21 protein-coding genes are annotated in these 17,598 nt (G+C 54.1%); 2 read left to right on the top strand and 19 right to left on the bottom strand.

Annotated elements, in window-relative coordinates; all coding sequences use genetic code 11:
* Positions 1–221: 221 nt before the first annotated feature.
* From rbfA to gmk, 7 genes are all read right to left on the bottom strand, one after another.
* Positions 222–605 carry a 30S ribosome-binding factor RbfA gene (rbfA, locus tag QZ305_RS10095; protein WP_294731732.1) on the bottom strand — a complete coding sequence of 128 codons (384 nt, stop codon included), beginning with the start codon at positions 603–605 and terminating at the stop codon, positions 222–224.
* Position 606: 1 nt separating this feature from the next.
* Positions 607–2,352: a translation initiation factor IF-2 gene (gene infB / locus QZ305_RS10100; RefSeq protein WP_294731758.1), complete on the bottom strand. Its 1,746-nt coding sequence runs from the start codon at positions 2,350–2,352 to the stop codon at positions 607–609.
* Positions 2,353–2,479: 127 nt separating this feature from the next.
* Positions 2,480–2,818, bottom strand: coding sequence for a hypothetical protein (locus QZ305_RS10105; protein WP_294731733.1), 339 nt, complete (start codon positions 2,816–2,818; stop codon positions 2,480–2,482).
* Positions 2,790–3,044, bottom strand: a complete 255-nt coding sequence (locus tag QZ305_RS10110; protein ID WP_294731734.1) for an RNase P modulator RnpM — start codon at positions 3,042–3,044, stop codon at positions 2,790–2,792. Before QZ305_RS10110 ends, QZ305_RS10105 begins: the two co-directional genes overlap by 29 nt.
* Positions 3,045–3,080: 36 nt before the next feature.
* Positions 3,081–4,781 carry a transcription termination factor NusA gene (gene nusA, locus QZ305_RS10115; RefSeq protein WP_294731735.1) on the bottom strand — a complete coding sequence of 567 codons (1,701 nt, stop codon included), beginning with the start codon at positions 4,779–4,781 and terminating at the stop codon, positions 3,081–3,083.
* Positions 4,782–4,795: 14 nt separating this feature from the next.
* On the bottom strand, positions 4,796–5,254 hold the full coding sequence (gene rimP, locus QZ305_RS10120) for a ribosome maturation factor RimP (protein WP_294731736.1): 459 nt from the start codon (positions 5,252–5,254) through the stop codon (positions 4,796–4,798).
* A gap of 55 nt (positions 5,255–5,309) precedes the next feature.
* Positions 5,310–5,912 (bottom strand): guanylate kinase, encoded by a 603-nt coding sequence (gmk, locus tag QZ305_RS10125; RefSeq protein ID WP_294731738.1) that lies wholly within the window; start codon positions 5,910–5,912, stop codon positions 5,310–5,312.
* A gap of 232 nt (positions 5,913–6,144) precedes the next feature.
* Here gmk and QZ305_RS10130 point away from each other — a divergent pair, with 232 nt between their 5' ends.
* Complete coding sequence (locus tag QZ305_RS10130; protein WP_294731739.1) at positions 6,145–7,779, top strand: NFACT family protein; 1,635 nt, start codon at positions 6,145–6,147, stop codon at positions 7,777–7,779.
* Positions 7,780–7,890: 111 nt separating this feature from the next.
* Here the strand turns inward: QZ305_RS10130 and QZ305_RS10135 are convergent, their stop codons facing one another.
* From QZ305_RS10135 to QZ305_RS10180, 10 genes are all read right to left on the bottom strand, one after another.
* Positions 7,891–8,835, bottom strand: a complete 945-nt coding sequence (locus QZ305_RS10135) for a zf-HC2 domain-containing protein (protein ID WP_294731740.1) — start codon at positions 8,833–8,835, stop codon at positions 7,891–7,893.
* A complete protein-coding gene (locus QZ305_RS10140; RefSeq protein WP_294731742.1) occupies positions 8,828–9,304 on the bottom strand; it encodes an RNA polymerase sigma factor in 477 nt (158 codons plus the stop codon). The genes QZ305_RS10135 and QZ305_RS10140 overlap by 8 nt, the downstream gene beginning before the upstream one ends.
* Before the next feature lie 243 nt (positions 9,305–9,547).
* Positions 9,548–9,748 (bottom strand): hypothetical protein, encoded by a 201-nt coding sequence (locus QZ305_RS10145; protein ID WP_294731744.1) that lies wholly within the window; start codon positions 9,746–9,748, stop codon positions 9,548–9,550.
* A 633-nt stretch (positions 9,749–10,381) separates the two neighbouring features.
* Entirely contained in the window at positions 10,382–10,687 is a 306-nt protein-coding gene (locus QZ305_RS10150) for a (Fe-S)-binding protein (RefSeq protein WP_294731745.1), read from the bottom strand.
* 26 nt (positions 10,688–10,713) lie between these two features.
* The gene (locus tag QZ305_RS10155; RefSeq protein WP_067556479.1) at positions 10,714–10,899 is read right to left on the bottom strand and encodes a hypothetical protein; all 186 of its coding nucleotides are present in this window, start codon (positions 10,897–10,899) and stop codon (positions 10,714–10,716) included.
* A complete protein-coding gene (locus QZ305_RS10160; RefSeq protein ID WP_294731747.1) occupies positions 10,896–11,471 on the bottom strand; it encodes an electron transport complex protein RnfA in 576 nt (191 codons plus the stop codon). Before QZ305_RS10160 ends, QZ305_RS10155 begins: the two co-directional genes overlap by 4 nt.
* A complete protein-coding gene (gene rsxE, locus QZ305_RS10165) occupies positions 11,464–12,141 on the bottom strand; it encodes an electron transport complex subunit RsxE (protein WP_294731749.1) in 678 nt (225 codons plus the stop codon). The genes QZ305_RS10160 and rsxE overlap by 8 nt, the downstream gene beginning before the upstream one ends.
* A gap of 10 nt (positions 12,142–12,151) precedes the next feature.
* A complete protein-coding gene (locus QZ305_RS10170) occupies positions 12,152–12,661 on the bottom strand; it encodes an FMN-binding protein (protein ID WP_294731750.1) in 510 nt (169 codons plus the stop codon).
* Positions 12,661–13,899 carry an RnfABCDGE type electron transport complex subunit D gene (locus tag QZ305_RS10175; RefSeq protein ID WP_294731751.1) on the bottom strand — a complete coding sequence of 413 codons (1,239 nt, stop codon included), beginning with the start codon at positions 13,897–13,899 and terminating at the stop codon, positions 12,661–12,663. The genes QZ305_RS10170 and QZ305_RS10175 overlap by 1 nt, the downstream gene beginning before the upstream one ends.
* Before the next feature lie 10 nt (positions 13,900–13,909).
* Positions 13,910–15,202 carry an RnfABCDGE type electron transport complex subunit C gene (locus tag QZ305_RS10180; RefSeq protein WP_294731753.1) on the bottom strand — a complete coding sequence of 431 codons (1,293 nt, stop codon included), beginning with the start codon at positions 15,200–15,202 and terminating at the stop codon, positions 13,910–13,912.
* 231 nt (positions 15,203–15,433) lie between these two features.
* Here QZ305_RS10180 and QZ305_RS10185 point away from each other — a divergent pair, with 231 nt between their 5' ends.
* The gene (locus QZ305_RS10185) at positions 15,434–16,549 is read left to right on the top strand and encodes an FAD:protein FMN transferase (protein WP_294731755.1); all 1,116 of its coding nucleotides are present in this window, start codon (positions 15,434–15,436) and stop codon (positions 16,547–16,549) included.
* Between the two features lie 163 nt (positions 16,550–16,712).
* Here QZ305_RS10185 and QZ305_RS10190 read toward each other — a convergent pair whose 3' ends face one another.
* Both QZ305_RS10190 and QZ305_RS10195 read right to left on the bottom strand, forming a co-directional pair.
* Complete coding sequence (locus tag QZ305_RS10190) at positions 16,713–16,865, bottom strand: hypothetical protein (protein ID WP_294731756.1); 153 nt, start codon at positions 16,863–16,865, stop codon at positions 16,713–16,715.
* Positions 16,866–17,363: 498 nt separating this feature from the next.
* Positions 17,364–17,495 (bottom strand): hypothetical protein, encoded by a 132-nt coding sequence (locus QZ305_RS10195; protein WP_294731757.1) that lies wholly within the window; start codon positions 17,493–17,495, stop codon positions 17,364–17,366.
* Positions 17,496–17,598: the final 103 nt, after the last annotated feature.

The raw sequence follows: 17,598 nt of genomic DNA on the forward strand, positions 1-17,598 counted from the left end.
CCGCAAGAGCTTGTCAACGACTTTTTTGAACTTTTTATTCATTCAATTCGATGATTCAGTTGATAAGTTCAACTGACTTGCGGCTCACTTATAATATCACTCCTACTCACCATCTGCAAGAACAATGCCTGTAGACCTTATGAAATTCTGTCACGCAAAACACTGATCATTCCAGGTTTTTCTCATAAGAAAAACCGCCCTTTCGGACGGTTTCTTCACGGTCAGTCCTGATTGCCGGTTGAACCGGCTTCCTCGGCTGTCCTGTTTTCCTGTTCGGATATCTCCCGGATCTTCTTCTCGATCCGGTTGCCATACTCAATGCTTGTATCCTGGAAAAACTGCAGTTCAGGGACCTTGCGCATTTTGACGTTCTTCGCCACAGTGCTGCGGATGAATCCCTTGCTCTGATTCAGGATTTTCATTCCCGCATCATTTCGCTCCTGCTTGCCCAGGAATGAAACATACACCTTGGCAATGGAAAGATCTCCGGTGCACTGAACATCAGTCACCGTCACAAACCCAAGCTTCGGGTTCTTCAGTTCAAACTGCAGGATCCGGGAAATTTCCTTGCGCAGAATCGCATCGATCCGGTCAGTTTTCGGCATGCTATTCCTTCACTTCCTGGTCTTCATAGGCTTCAATCACATCATCCACCTTGATGTCATTGAATTTCTCAATTGTCAGACCGCACTCGAAGCCTGCAGACACTTCCTTGACATCATTGTCAAAGCGCCGCAGAGATCCAAGATCGCCTTCATACACCACAATGCCTTCACGGATCAGACGCACCTTGCAGTCACGGCGGATCACGCCATCTGTCACCATGCATCCGGCAATCGTGCCGACTTTGGAAACTTTGAAGATCTGACGAACTTCCGCCTGACCAATGACAACCTCTTCATAAACCGGAGCCAGCATACCCTTCATGGCAGCTTCCAGTTCCTCCAGAGCCTTGTAGATGATGTTGTGCAGACGGATCTGAACACCCTCTTCTTCAGCCTTCTTCCGGACAGCTGCAGTTGGACGGATGTTGAAACCATAGATGATGGCATTGGAGGCGCTGGCCAGCATGATGTCACTCTCGGTGATTGCACCGGCACGGGAACCGATCACATTGACCCGGACCGTATCCACATCCAGCTTCTCCATGCTTGCCTTCAGAGCTTCCGCAGAACCCTGCACATCGGCTTTGATCAGGACATTGATTTCCTTCACATCACCCTCATTGATCTGCTTGGCAAGATCTTCCAGGCTCATGGCGCTGGACTGATTCCGTTCCTTCTCGATCTGCTTCTCCAGACGGTGGTTGGCAATTTCAGCTGCCTTCTTGTAGGAATCATACGTCAGGAATACATCACCAGCCCGGGGAACTTCAGACAGACCTATGATCTCCACAGGCATGGACGGTCCGGCGGTTTTGATTTCCATGCCCCGGTCGTTGGTCATCTTCCGGACACGGCCATAGCTGGTTCCCACAACAACCGAGTCGCCGGTGTGCAGCGTACCCTGCTGGATCAGCAGCGTAGCCACAGGCCCACGGCCCTTGTCCAGTTTTGCTTCCACCACAGTACCGGATGCATTGGTATCCGGGTTGGCCTTCAGCTCGGACATATCCGCAACCAGCAGCAGCGTTTCCAGCAGATCTTCCACGCCTTCTCCGCTGCGTGCGGAAATCTGTGTGAAGATCGTGTCTCCGCCCCATTCCTCCGGCATGACACCATAGTCCGAGAGCTCGGCCATGACTTTGTCCGGATTTGCACCCGGCTTGTCGATTTTGTTTACAGCCACAACCATCGGCACCTTGGCAGCCCGGGCATGGTCAATGGATTCCTTGGTCTGCGGCATGACACCGTCATCCGCCGCAACGATCAGCACGACAATGTCCGTGATCTGTGCGCCACGGGCACGCATGGCAGTAAACGCCTCATGGCCCGGTGTATCCAGGAAAGTGACCTTGCGGCCTTTCAGCGCCACCTGGTAGGCACCGATGTGCTGTGTGATTCCGCCGAATTCGCCTTCCGTCACATTGGTTTTCCGGATGGTATCCAGCAGCGTGGTCTTGCCGTGATCGACGTGACCCATAATCGTAACCACCGGCGGGCGGGGCTTGAGCTGGGATTCGTCAAATTCCCGGGCACCGATCTGTTCTTCGATGTCGTCTTCCTCAATCACGATTTCCTTGTGGCATTCTGTGTTGAACTCCATGCAGATCAGCTCAATGTCCTCATCGGAAAGAACCGTGTTGATGGTGGACATGTTGCCCATCATGAACAGGAACTTGATGATCTCGGAGCTGTTGCGCTTCATGAGTTCAGCCAGCTGTCCCACAGTCAGCGTGCCGCTGTAGGTAATGGATTTTGCGGCTTCCTGCCGTGTTCTGGACGGACCGTGTCCGCCGTTTCTGTTTCGCCCTCCATTGTTTCCGCCACCGCGGTTCGGGCGTCTGTTCGGTCTTCTGTTCGGTTTCTTGGCCACCCAATCACCTGTCCTTTCTCAATTCCTCTATGCGTTCGGCAAATCCGGCATCCGTCACTGCCAGCGCCTTCATTGCCCTGTGGGAAATCCTGTCAAATGCCGCAGCATCCAGTTCCAGAACCGGAACGGAATACGTCCGGCATTTGTCCAGGATCTTCTTCTTCGTATTGCTGCCTGTCGCAGAGGACAGGACCGTCAGCCGGGCTTTTCCCCGGCAGATTGCAGGAATCAGTCCGTCTCCCCGGACTGTTCTGCCCGCTGCCATGGCCAGCTGAAGCAGACTGATGATTCTGTCTGTATCCATCTGCAGCCCGCTAAGCCACCAGCTCTTCCAGCCGGGCATATACTTCTTCCGGAATGGATGTTTCCAGCGCCCGGTCCAGGGCTTTGTTTTTCCGGGCTTTGGCCAGCGTCTCACTGCTTTTCTGCATGTAAGCCCCATGACCGTTCCGCTTGCCCGTCAAATCCACTTCCACCTGACCTTCCGGTGTGCGGACAACCCGGATCAGTTCCTTTTTCGGGAACCGTTCCTGCGTCACCACACATTTTCTCATTGGAATTTTCTTCATACAGCACTCCTGTCCGGCAGCCAGACAGACGGCTGCCTAATCATAGTAATCGTCGAATTCCTCGTAATCCACGTCATCATCCCAGGCTTCTGTCTGCGCAGCTTCCCGTTCTTCGATTTCCGCCAGTTCTTCCTCGGAATAAATCGGGCGCATGGCCTCGAACGAAGGTTTCTTTTTTTCCTTCTCCTTATCCTGGTCTTTGTCCTTGCGGTCATCCCAGCGTTTCTTTTTCGCAGCAGCCGGTTCCTGCTTTGCATGGGCCCCGGCGAAGTCTTCAAACTTGGACTTGTATTCCTTGGTTTCCAGGCTGTGTTCCTTGCGCTTTTCCCGGGCAATTTTCGCAGCCAGTTCCATCTCATCCAGCTCCCGCTCCGGTTTCACCGGAGCAGCCTCTGCAGCCGGTTCCTCCACCACAGCCGGGAGATCTTCCTCTTCCACAACAGCCGGTTCCAGTTCCGGTGCTTTTTCCGGGAGATTTTCGGATTCATACAGCGTATCGGCAGCCGGCGTTTCCTCCGGTTCTTCCGCGTAGGTGAAGTCCGCAGATTCGATGCTTTCGATCTCGCCGTTGTCCTCCTTGAACGCCGCCTGTTTTTCCTGCTGGCGATAAGCCCGTTCCGCAGCCTTCTTCGCCTCCCAGGCTTCTTCCTGTTCCCGGGCAATCGTCTGGTAGTCAATGCCCAGTTCATCCATCTCCGACTGCGACTTGATGTCGATTTTGTGACCGGAGAGGCGGACAGCCAGACGGGCGTTCTTGCCCTTCTTGCCAATGGCCAGCGACAGCTGGTTGTCCGGGACAACCACGATCAGACCATCCTTGACGTTTTCATTGGGAATCACGGCCAGAGCCTCGGAAGGAGCCAGGGCGTTTTTGATCAGCGTGGAAATGTTGTCGCTCCACTCGAAAATATCGATCTTCTCGCCATGCAGCTCATTGATGATTGTCTGTACCCGGCTTCCGCGGGGTCCGATGCAGGCACCGATCGGGTCGATGTTCTCGTTGTGGCTGAGAACCGCCAGCTTGCAGCGTTCTCCGGCTTCCCGGGCAATGGCCTTGATCTCAATCACACCATTGTAGATCTCCGGCACTTCCCGTTCAAACAGACGCTTCACAAATACCGGCGAAGACCGGGAAACCAGAACCTGGGCTCCCTTGGTGTCCTTGTTCACTTCGGTGATCACCACTGGCAGACGGTCGCCCTCCCGGTAGATCTCCGTGGGAATCTGGTCGCTTTTCTTCATCATCGCCAGCGTCTTGCCGATGTTGACGATTACAAATTTTTCTTCCACCGTCTCAATGGTTCCCTTGACCATGTCATCCACTTTGTCGCAGTATTCTTCGTAGACCTTGGCTTTTTCAGCTTCCCGGATTTTCTGCTTCATGACGTTCTTGGCCAGCACGACAGCAGCCCGGTCGAAGTTTCTGAAATCCACTTCTTCCTCGATCATGTCACCGGGTTTCGCACCGGGTCTGGTTTCCCTGGCTTCCTCCAGAGACACTTCCAGATCCGGGTCCAGTTCATCATCCGGGCTGTCCACAACCAGGCGTTCATGCCAGATCTGGACGTTGCCGTTTTTGATCTCCACCCGGACATAGGCATCCGGTACATCGATGTATTTCCGGTAGGCTTTGGTCAGCGCTTCTGTCAGCGCCTCTTCCACAATATCCTGGGAAAGTTCGCGGTCGGATTCAATGCCCCGCAGAGCTGTGGCCAGCGACTCAACTTTCAGCTTCATTTGATATCAATCTCCTATACCTTCACCGCTGTCATGATCAGCGATATGTTGTCACGGTCAATGACGATCTTCTTCGGCCGCCCTTTTTCATGGTAATGCACCGTTATACTCTCGGGTTCCAGCGCCGCCAGATTGCCCCGTACATCCGCCAGACCCTGTTTGGGATCCCGCAGCCGCACATAGACATACTTGCCCAGAGCCCCGTTCAGGTCCTCCTCTGTCTTCAGTTCCCGCTCAGCCCCGGGAGAACATACTTCCAGCATGTACTCCTGGTCGCTCCAGTCCTTTTCATCCAGAAGGGCGCTGATGGCGTCCGAGCAGACTGCGCAAGTATCCAGGTCCATCGTCCCGTCTTCCTTCTCTGCAGCGATCTGCAGGATGGGCGGCTTCTGACTGGTCAGCCACTGGATCTCGTAAAGTCTGCAGCCATGTTCTTTGAGGATCGGTTCGATCCACTTCTGCAGTTCTTTCATTCCTGTTCCTTTCCGGCAAAATTATAGGAGCGGTTCCCCGCTCCCTTTTGGTCAATCACACATTAACACATTCGCCTTCGGCGTTCAAGCTGTCCGATTCCATCCGCCGGCGAATGATGGCTGCAATCAGATCCGCTGCCAGTTTCGGATCTTCATTGCAGACGATGTACTTGTAGCGGTTCATGGTCTTGATTTCCCCCGCAGCTTTGGCCAGCCGCTGCTGAATGATTTCCTCCGGTTCCGATTTCCGTCCCCGGATCCGCCGCTCCAGTTCATCCATGGAAGGGGGAATGATGAAGATGGAGACTGCATCCGGGCACTTTTCCTGCACCTGCATGGCTCCCTGCACTTCAATCTCCAGCAGCACATTTTTCCCTTCATCCCGCAGCCGGTCCACTTCCTTCATCGGGGTTCCATAGCGGTTTCCCACAAACTCGGCGCTCTCCAGCAGTTCCCCGCGTTCCTGCGCCTTTTCAAATTCCTCCGGGCTCACAAAAAAGTAATCCCGGCCATCCACTTCCCCCTGTCTGGGAGCTCTGGTGGTCATGGAGGTGGAATAAGCCAGTTTCAGGGAAGGGTCCTCCTCCAGATATTTCCGTACAGTGCCCTTGCCCACCCCGCTGGGTCCGCTGAGCACCAACAGCAAGCCTCGTTTCATATGCTGCCTCCGTTTCCATGGTTGCATCCGGCCGTCGCAAAGCCGGAAGAGGCAGTGGTCCACTGCCCGGTTACAAAGATTTTAGTCTTTGACCTTTGACACTGTCAAAGAAAAATACGGTATGCTGGTAAGGCGGACAGAAAGCCGGATCATTCCGGCCTGCTGCAGCTGGCACCTGCACCGGTTTCCCTGCCGCAGACCGGGCAGCCAGAATTTGAAAGGAGGGATCTGCATGGCACTGGACGGCATCATGCTCAAAACCGTGACCAGGCACCTGAAGGAACTGGAAGGCGGCCGCATCGGCAAAATCCAGAACCTGTCTGATGAAGAGATCCTGTTTCACATACACACAAAAAACGGACTGAAACGTCTGGTCATCAACGTCCATTCCAATACCAACCGCGTCTATCTCGCATCCTATGTACCGGAAATCCAGCCTGAGCCATCGGGTTATGTCATGTTTCTGCGCAAGCACTTCTCCCAGGGCATCATCACCTCCATCACCCAGGCCGGTTACGACCGGATCCTGGTCATGAAGGTCCAGGCAATGAACGAACTCGGTGACCGGCGCATCCTGACTCTGTATCTGGAACTCATGGGAAAATACGCCAACCTCATCGCAGTCAGCGAAGAAGGCCTGATCATGGATGCCCTCAAGCGCATTCCCGTATTCGAAAACTCCAGGCGGCTGATTCACCCCGGAGCCCGCTATGAACTCCCCTCGCAGCCTGACAAACAGGATCCATCCGGAGATGTGACCATCGACGGGAGCAAACCCCTCACCGATCAGATCTCCGGGTTTTCCCCGCTGCTCTCCCGGGAAGCCGAACACCAGCTGCACGAAGGAAAAACCTGGAAGCAGTTCTGGCAGCAGCTGGAGGAATCAGACAGGCTCTACTGGTATGACGACCGACACTTTCACATCATTCCCCTCTCGGACATGAAAACAGAACCCCGGGTCTATGACCTCATGGAAGGCCTGAGTCAGCTGTACCGTCAGCGGGAAGAAAAAAGCCGGCACAAGGAACAGTTCGGGGATCTGATCCGCACCGTGGAAAAGGAAAAGAAAAAGCAGCAGACAAAGCTGCCCCGTCTCCAGGCATCCCTGGAGGCAGCCAGAGATCACGACAAATACCGGGAATACGGCGACCTGCTCTTTGCCTGGCAGGGTACTCTGAAACAGGGCAGACAGGCCGTGGTGCAGGACTTTGCCACCGGTCAGGACATTACCATTCCCCTGGACGAAAAGTACGGCATCCGGGACAACGCCAACCGGTATTACGCGAAATATCACAAAATGAAGCGCAGTCTGGATGCCCTGCAGGAACAGATCCGGATCTGCGAAGAGGATCTGGTGTACTTCGAGCAGATGGAAGAACAGCTGAAACACTGCAGCTATGAAGACGCCCGGGAAATCCGGCAGGAGCTGGAAAACGGCCGCTGGCTGCTCCCGAAAAAAGGAGCCCGCCGCAGAAAAGGCAAATCCCGTCCCCACGTACTGGAGATACCCTTTGAAGAAGCGACGATATTCGCCGGCCGCAACAATCTGCAGAACAGCTGGCTCACCCACAAAATGGCCAGACGCAGCGATCTGTGGTTCCACGTTAAGGGCTACCATGGCTCTCACGTGATCCTGCAGTCCGACGACCCCACTGAATCCCAGATCCGCATGGCCGCCATGATCGCCGCCTGGTTCTCCAAAGGAAAAGATTCCAGCTCTGTTCCCGTAGACTACACCCAGGTCTCCCAGCTGAAGAAAGTTCCCGGCTCCAAAGCGGGTTTCGTGACCATGAAGAGCTACCGCACGATTTACATCGACCCCGACCCGAAGACAATCGAAGCCATACTGCGCAAACGGAAGCAGTAACCGCACACCGGCACAGGTCACCGCGATCTGTGCCGGTCTTTTTCTCTTCTGCCGATGGCTGTCCTGCCGGACAGCTGACAGGGCTTTGACTCTCCTGTCATGCCAGTCACATCAGCCCGCCGGCTGCAGAATGCGGTTCATGATCCGCTGCAGATCCGCCGGCGTATTCACGGAGATCCCGCCTCCGGCGGCTTGTGTCAGCGCCTCACGCCGGAAAACCAGCGGATCTTCCCCCTCAAACAAATAGGTGACACAATCCAGATTCGGGGTGAGAACCATGGCCAGCCATGCTGCCTCCCGCAGGCTCTCTGCAGGCAGCCTCCGCTCAGCCTCCACCCTGTAAGTCCAGCCGCAGTGTGCAGGATCTTCTGTATCCGCCTCGATTGTCACAGGCAGATCCGGATCCGGGGGAGCAGCCAGATGCATCTGCTGCACATCGCCGGCATAACCATTGGCATAGGAATACAGCTGCCGGCAGCGGGGTGAAATCATGACACCATCCTGCCAGAGAATCTCACCGTTGAGCCGGATTTCCCGGGTCGTATCCGGAACCGACACCGTTTCCCTGCTCATCCGGTTCAGCAGCCCGCTGCCGCCCCGGACCTCCAGTTCACAGGTGCCATCTCCCGGACAGCTGGACTGCAGATTCAGCAAACCGGTCCCCGGGACCTGACTTTGCACCTCAAACACCAGCTGACCGCTTTCCCTGCCTGTCTCCATCACCTTGACATAGTCAACTGGCAGCAGGATGCTGTTCCACCACCCGGCACCCGCCAGCAGTACAAGCAGTACAAACAGCACAGCAGAAACCACCATGATCCGTCGGCTCCAGCGCAGATGCCGGCCTGTTTTCTTCAGGTCCTTTTCCAGCGGCAGGTCCTTCTGCAATACAGCCGGATCCGGTTTCTGCAGATTCTGAAGCTCCTCCCGGCACGCAGGACAGGTCTCCAGATGCCGCTGAATCCATTCCGCTGTTTCAGTCTGTACCACACCATCCGCATACAGCGGCAGCAGATCCTGCACAATCGCGCATTCTGTCTTCCGGTTCTCAGTCATGACAGTCCTCCTCCCATTCTCTCTCGCACAGCTCCCGCAGCCTGCATCTTCCCCGGTGATACATCACCCGGCTCCAGGATTCGCTGCGGCAGAATATCTCTGCTATCTCCGCAAAGGAAAGCAGTCCGTATACCCGCAGCCAGACAATCTCCCGGTACGGCTCCGGCAGCTGATGCAGACAGGCAAAGACCCGCAGATCCCGGGGATCATCAATTCCCCAGAGAACAAGTGATCCATCCCCTGCCGGATCCCGCTTCTTCCGACGGCAGTGATCAAAATACTGATTCCGGGCAATGGTGCACAGCCACGAAGACAGCGTGCTGTCATGCCGGAACCCCCGGATCTTCACAGACGCCTTCAGAAACGTCTCCTGGGTCAGATCCTCGCTCAGTGCCGCATCATGACTCAAAGACAGAAGGTACAGATACACCTGCCTCGCATGCCGTTCGTACATCTCTTCCAGATCCATCCGCTGCCTCCTTTCATCTGTAAGACGTTGCCATACAGCAGAACGTTACAGTTATTTCTGCGTTTTTATGACACGCTGTCAAGTATTTCCGGTTCAGGCAGACTCTCTGCACACCGGCAGAGGCAAAACAGACCGGCACAGGTCATCACGATCTGTACCGGTCTGCAGCTGTGGATGCCGATGGCTGTCCTGCCGGACAGCTGGCAGTGCATGAAGATTTGAGTGTGCTTCAAACTCCAGGACTTACAGCGGCTGACCCGCTTTGAAAGTTTCCGCATGGTCAAAGAGATCCGAGAGCCACTGGATATAGCTGTCAGGAACGTTCAGTGGCTTGAAGGTCAGATGATCCGGAGCCGGCAGATTCCCGCCTATAATGGTTTCCGATTCAATGACACCGGATTCATCCAGGACAAACCGAAATTGATAGTCTCCACTGTTGCACACAAGAGACGCACCTTTCCATTCCCATTCTCCAGGAAGTCCAAACAGCACGCCGTTCTGTCCCGGGACAGGAATGTTTTCAGCTGCATCCGCAGCCTGTCTGTGTCATTGAGATACTGGGAGATATCCTGATCTGTCAGGTCATGTGTAGTCAAAGGGAGGGAAACAGTCCATCCATCATCATCCTTTATGAGTCCGAACACCTGGCTTTCATTGTTCGCCTGCCGCTCACAGGACCAGGAATTCCCATCCTCCTGAATCAGCCAGAAGGTGCTTTCGACACAAATCAGCTGCGAGATCCGGCTTCCGTTTTGAATCTGCACACCATTGCCGCTGAGAGTCCTGGCGAGTGCAAGGTCAAACACCTGCTGAGGATTCTGCTGCGTTTGTGCTTTGAGATCCGATTTGGAAAGCTGAAGAACCGAGTCCGACAAATCCGGTTCAGTGACAGCGGGCGATTGCGTGCAACCGGCTGAAAAGAAAATCACAAATAAACAGACAATCATCAGTCTGAGAGAGCGTTTCACATCATTATCTCCTTTCGCTCATCTTATCTATAGATATCATACAATATGCAGACATCTGATTCTATGTGAAAAAACCGGATCCTGCATTCCGCAAAATCCGGTTTCTTCTCTATCCCTTGATCGTGACGGTCTTTCCGTCAGGACCAGGTGTGTTTTTCAGGTAATCGATGATTTCCTTTTTCTTGTCAGCCTTGCAGGGACGGCATTTGAATTCATCCGTTTCCCCTTCCACCATGGCAGTGGCAAAACCGCTGCATCCGGGGTAACCGCAGCCGCCGCAGTTGTAGCCAGGCAGCATGCCAGCCACCGTGTCCACCCGTTCATCGGGCTGGACATGCAGGAATTTGCTGGCAAGACCCAGGCCCAGCCCCAGCAGGGCCCCCAGGACCAGCATCATCAGAATCGCATTCAGCATTTTGTTCTCCTCATTCCGGCAGTCTGTCAGGACTCAGGATGCCTTCCATGACCCGGATTGTTGATGCAGTGAATATCGTGACAGGCTTCACAGTCAGCCTTCAGATTCTCGCAGCCTTCCGGCAGCGGGGTCTTTTTGTTCAGCAGGAACAGAACGATGTAGATCGCCACCAGCGCCCCGAAAAACAGGATGGCCAGCAGAACCTTGTTCATACCAGACCAGCGAAAGCCGAGAAGGCCATGGCCATGATGGCGGCCACGATCATGGCAATCGGGTTGCCTGCAAAGGGTTTCGGTACACTGGAAATCTCCAGACGTTCACGAATCGCCGAGAAAATATACAGCACCAGAGCAAAACCCAGAGGTGTGCCAATGGAATACGCCAGCATCTGCGTGAAGCTGTAGGCGCTGGTGATGTTCACCAGGCAGACATTCAGAACCACACAGTTGGTGGTGATCAGAGGAAGATACACACCCAGAGACTTGTACAGAGCCGGACTGGTTTTCTTGATGAACATTTCCGTCAGCTGCACCAGAGAAGCAATGACCAGAATGAACGTGATCAGGTCCATGTATTCCAGCTGCAGGGGAACCAGCACCCAGTAATACAGTCCGTAGGTCACAAGGGCCGCCACAACAATGACGAACATAACGGCAATGCCCATGCCCAGAGCGGAGCTGCGCTTCCGGGATACCCCCATGAACGGGCACATGCCAAGGAACTGGTTCAGAACAACGTTGTTGATCAGAACACTGGTGACAAACAGTCCTGCGAACTCAGCCATTCTGCTTTACCTCCTTCGCCTGTGCTGCCCGGGCAGCTTCCTTTTCCTGAGAATGTGTTTTGTAGGCTGTCAGAGCAGCTGCCAGGCAGGCGAACGTAATGAAGGCGCCAACCGGTGAGCTGAACAGCCCGATGGTGTATTCCTCCGGGATCAGCGTCACATTGAGCAGAACCTGAGCCTCGTCAAAGGGGTTCACAATGTTCAGGACACCGGTGGAAAGAACCTCACGGATAAAAGACATGCACAGAACAGCCAGTGTATAGCCAAGACCCATGCCCAGTCCATCCAGAGCGGAATCCAGGATGCCGTTCTTGGAAGCAAAGGCTTCTGCCCGGCCCAGAATGATGCAGTTGACCACGATCAGCGGAATGAACACGCCAAGAGATGTGTTCAGCGCCGGTGCGTAGGCTTCGATGAGCATCTGGATGATTTTAACCAGCGTGGCAATGATGACGATGTACACCGGAATCCGGATGTCATCGGGAACGATCTTGCGGATCGCCGAAATGATCACATTGGAAATGATCAGCACCATGATGACAGCTGCGCCCATGCCAATGGCGTTGTTCACCGTGGTGGTGATCGCCAGTGTGGAGCAGATGCCCAGGTACAGAGAGAATACCGGGTTGTCTTTCAGAAGCCCGGCCTTGAAATTCTGCATACGAGTCATGCCTTGCCTCCTAGTCCAGCTGGGCAACAATGTCTGCTGCCTTGTGGATGCCCTCGACGACCGGTGTGCTGGTCACTGTGGCACCGGAAATGGTGTCCAGTTCCCCGCCGGCGTCTTTGCCGGTCACAGATTCCGCAAATGCGGGTTCCGTGATTTTCGAACCGATTCCCTTGGTATCGCCGTTGGAAATCGCCTGGAATTTGGTGATTGTCAGGTCATCCTTGTTGATGGCCACCAGGAAATTGGTTCCGTCCTTGTAGCCTTTAACCTGCATGTTGAAAATGTAGTTGTCTCCGTAGGAATAAATCTTCTGCACATCCGGATCATCAGAGGTGTAGTCGACGATTTCAAAGTCATCCACATGAGCATCGGGATACATTTCCAGCAGGATCTGTTTCTCTTCCCGTTCCTTGTTGGCGGCAATGACCGGTGCGGTCATGTTGTTGGCCCAGGCAAGGGCACCTCCGGCCAGTGCGGATACGATGGCCAGGAACAGGGTCAGGTGAAGAATCTTTTTCATTATTCAGCCGCCTCCGTTCCTTCTGCAGCCTCTGTGGATGCATGTTCCTCATCCGAGCCGGCTGTGGCTTCAGTGGAGGCATGCTCCCCGTCCCCTTCTCCGGTTGCAGCGGAAGTGGCCTCACTGGTGGCAGCGGACTTCAGAGTTGTGACAGGTTCCACCGTGGCGGAAACATAGAAGCAGGAAGCCAGTCCCAGCACCAGCAGCACACCGGCGATGATACGGGCTTTGTTCACCATCTGCAGCTGCTTGCCATCCAGCGTCTGTTCGATCATCGGTGTGAACATGTTCATGAGCAGGATGGAATACAGGCAGCCTTCCGGCAGGTTCGCTTTCAGACGGATCAGCACTGTCAGAACGGCAGCACCGGTGGCGAAAATCACACGGCCGGCGGGGCTTGTGGGGTTAGTAACAGGGTCAGTCAGCATGAATACACCGCCGAAAACCACACCGCCGGTCAGCAGGTGAATTGCCGGATACCACAGCCAGGCGGGAATGCCGTTGTAGGATTCCAGACCGGTCAGCAGGGCAATCACGGCTGTCAGAATGGCAATGACGCCAAAGTAGACAGTGGGGATCCGCCAGTCAATGACATGTCGCCAGATCAGGAAGGCTCCGGCAATCAGAATCGCCAGAATGAATGTTTCGCCAATGGCGCCGCCATGGGTTCCCATGAGCATGCTGCCCCAGCCGCCGAAGCTGTCCACGAAGGTATCCACCATCTCGGCATTGGCCGGCAGCCAGTGGAAGTTCGTGGCAATATCCGATACCGGTGTGGCACTGGTCAGCAGATCTGTGCTGGCACCGGTAAATGCTGCAAAGATGACCGCACGGCCCACGGCTGCCGGGTTGAAGATGTTCTGACCGAATCCGCCAAACAGCAGCCGGCCGAACACAATGGCAAATACCGTGGCAATGATAATGGCGTAGATGGTCACATTGACTGTGCACATCATGGTCAGGATCAGTGCGGTTACACACCCGAAGCTGTTTTTGATGAACAGTTTCGGATCCTGTTTCGTTGCCTTGGCATACAGGAATTCACACACATAGGTTGTGATCAGCGACGCTGCCAGCAATGCAACTTCGTGCAGGGCAGTTTCGAAGCCAAAGGCTGTACCGTAATAAACGAGAGAACATGCGAAGACCGCCAGAAGAGCAATCATCAGGTCCCGCATGATGTTGTGGGTTGTCAGTCTTCCCTTGATGTTGGGACTGACATGAAATACATACTTCACGCTGGACCTCCTACTTCTTCTTGCTCTTCATCTGGATCGTGCGCTTTGCCTTCCGGACATTTTCTGTCACGTCGATTTTGGACGGGCAGACATAGGTGCACATACCGCATTCAATGCAGGAAAGTGCGCCCAGTTTTTCCATGAGCTGCGCATCGCCCATCTTCAGAGCGTTCGCGATGCGTACCGGCTGCAGTCCTGCCGGACAGTGATCCGTGCAGCTGCCGCAACGCAGACAGGCAATGGCGGGTACGGGATTGACAGGCAGCACCGTCAGGGCATTCATGGCCCGGTCAATCACAAACTTGTTGTTGGGGATGGCCTTGCCCATCATGGGACCGCCGGCACAGAGAATGACTTCATCGCCTTTGAGTCCGAGATGATTCAGGATTTCTTCCACCGGCATGCCGACGGGAACTCGCACGTTGCAAGGCTTGTCAACAGCTTCACCGGAAACCGTGACCACCTTCGTTTCCAGGGCTTCCCCGAACTTCACCATTCTGGCCAGTTCGATGGCAGTTCCCGCGTTGTTGACAATCGCCCCGGCTTCTGCCGGCAGCTTGTCGTATTCCTTGTGAAGCACTTCCCGGACCAGCACGCGCTCCCAGCCCATGGGATACACATCCGGTACAGGAACCACAGTGACTTCCGTGCCTGCGGAAGCCTGTTCAACTTTTGCGATCAGATCCGGGTGACTTTTCTTGATGCAGACACGCACATCCGAAACACCGGCCATTTTTCCCATGATCCGGGCACCTTCGATCAGTTCTTCCGGACTGGCCATGGCCTGCATGTAGTCGGAAGTGATGTACGGTTCACACTCCACAGCGTTGATCAGCACTGTGCTGATCCCCGAAGGGTTGCCATATTTGACATACGTCGGGAATCCGGCACCGCCAAGACCGATCAGGCCGGCCTGCTTTGTGAATTCCACCAGAGCTTCACGGTCCGCTGTGTTCCAGTCAATGGGCGCAAAGGCCTGAGTCTTTGTCTGTTTGCCATCAAGCTCGATCACCATGTGCATCTGAGGGCGCATGGACGAATGCATGCGCTTTTCTGTTCCCTTATATACACCGGACACACTGGAATAGACAGGAACATAGAAACCCGTCTTTGTCTCAGCCAGCTTCGTGCCGATCTGCACGGTCTGTCCTTCCTCGACGAGGATTTCGAAATTCGTATTGGCCCCTGCCACCAGCGGAATGAATACTTCTTTGGCCGGCTGCAGATCCAGTACCTGTCCCTTGTCTGTCATTGACTTATGTCCAGGAATATGCTGGCACATAGGTCCTAAAAACAGTGACATAGTCGCTTTCCTCCATTAAATCCGTACACAATCATACCACAGTTTGTGAAAACGGTGTCTTATTCTCTGTATGTGCAACACGAACAGGTGCAGTCTGTATCCATTTGCAACGTCTGTGTCATCCCTGACAGGTTCAGCTCCCGATTCGTCATTTCACCATGGATTTCTTCCCGGATTTCCTGCCGTGGCATCCGCTTTGCCCGAATCCCTGTCCCTTTCTATAATGGGGCCATGAGCACTACGAAAAACGAAACAAAAACCGGAATGAAATGGTGGATCCTGCTGTCAGCCGCGTTTCTCGTGCTGATTGCTGCAGTGATCTTCTTTGTGCAGAACCGCGGTCAGTCCGCTGTTCAGGAACGTCAGGTCACACTCACAGATGTGGGATTTGACACGCCGGTGACACTGCAGGCAACCAGCAGCGAGGAAGACTTCAATCAGTATCTGAAAATCGTTTCCGATACATTTCTGCAGTATGATGCCTATTTTGATCAGTACAGCCAGCATGATGGCGTCAACGGGGTTTATACCCTGAACCGGGAGGCAGCCAGGAATCCCGTGAAAGTGGACGAAGCGGTGCTGACACTGCTGCAGGACTCCATGAAATATATGGAGAAGAACCCCAAATTCGACATCACCGAAGGCAAAGTGCTTTCCCTCTGGCATGATGCCAGGGAGGCAGAGACTCCCTATGTACCTGCCGACGAAGACATTCAGGCTGCCAGAATCCATTCGGGACTGGAAGGCATTGAAATCAATGGGGATGAAATCTCCTTCAGGGACGATTCCGTACAGCTGGATCTGGGAGCCATTGCCAAGGGATATACAGCCGGTGTGGCTGCGCAGAAACTCCATGAGGCCGGACTGGACAACGGCTACATCAACGCCGGCGGCAACGTGGTACTGCTGGGAGAAAAACCCGATGGCAGTGACTGGGTGATTGGCATTCAGTCTCCGGATGAATCCGGTTCCGTGGTCCAGCTGGTGACAAAGGACCCGGTGACCATGGTCACCAGCGGCGACTATCAGCGGTATTTTGAAGTGGATGGCAAACGCTATTCTCACATCGTGGATCCGGACACCGGCTATCCGGTGGAATACATGCGTTCTGTCACCGTCATCGGTCCGGCTGATCAGTCGGAAGCAGCGGATGCCAACAGCACCACTCTGTTTCTGATGCCGGTGAAGGAAAGCATGGAATATGCAAAGGAGAACAGCATCGAAGCGGTATGGATCACGGACAAAGGCGATGACACGGGTGTCGAACCCACCTATACCACCGATCTCTATGATGTCTATGTTTCCGATGGACTGAAAGATGCCATCCGGCTCACCGGACAGAACTGAATTCATAAAAACAGACAAGCGGCCCGGATCCTGAAATGTGATCCGGGCCGCTTGCGTCAGATATGATCAGATAGGTCATATCTGACAGGAGAAAGGAAATAGTCAGCTGTCTTTCTGCATTGACTGGATTTGTCAGATGATACCGTCTTCCGACAGGAAGCATTCACAGACGCATGAGCAGAATCAGAATGGCTGCCCCGATCAGGCCGACAATGGTCATGCCTTTCCAGTACTGCTGGTTGGTCCTGTTGAAATCGGAATAATGCTCATTGTCTTTGTTCAGCTTTTCGATGATCCGGCGGTTCTTTTCGTTCATGATTCTTCTCCTTTCATATCATGCGTTCGCCTGGTGATAATGATGAAGCAAATACCGGCTACAGGGTCCTTTGCTTACGGAATATCTGTACCTTTAGTATATCCGATTTTAATCAGTGTACCTACCGGTCTGAGACATGAGCCAGGTCGTTTTCGGCGGATGGCGATTGTTCCGGACATCAGACTGGGATCCACTCTCCCAGCCAGCGGCCATTCACTTCATCCCAAGGCCGCTTGCACAGAACACCATCCACAGATTTCAGCTTCCAGGATACGGTTCTGTTTCCCGGTTCACCTGTCGCTATGCAGTGGATGGATTCTCTGCACGCTGACAGGCCGAAAGAACAGCTGCCATCATCCAGGACCTGACAGACTCAGCATCTGTCGCAAAACCGTTAAACACACACACCTGCACGGACTGAAGCGCTGCTGAATCAACTTTGTTTTCTGTCAATCACCAAAACAGCCTGGAGACCATCAACGGAATCCAGGCTGTTTTTCAGCTGAGGCTGATTCTCTGTCTGGCGCATCTGTCCCGGAACCACCGGCCCAGCGCCATTGCTCCAAAGGCACACCATCCCAGCAGGATGGTCACAAAGAGAATCGTTTTTGGCATCGTATGTGTTTTCATGGGTTCATTGTGACAGACACTTCGAAAGAATCACCGGAAGCAAATCTTATGAAATCGAGTAGAGAGGAACAGGTTAGTGCTGCCCCTCCCTCTCACACCACCG

It is taken from the genome of uncultured Faecalibaculum sp. (genome assembly GCF_910588395.1).
Taxonomy (GTDB): Bacteria; Bacillota_I; Bacilli_A; order Erysipelotrichales; family Erysipelotrichaceae; genus Faecalibaculum.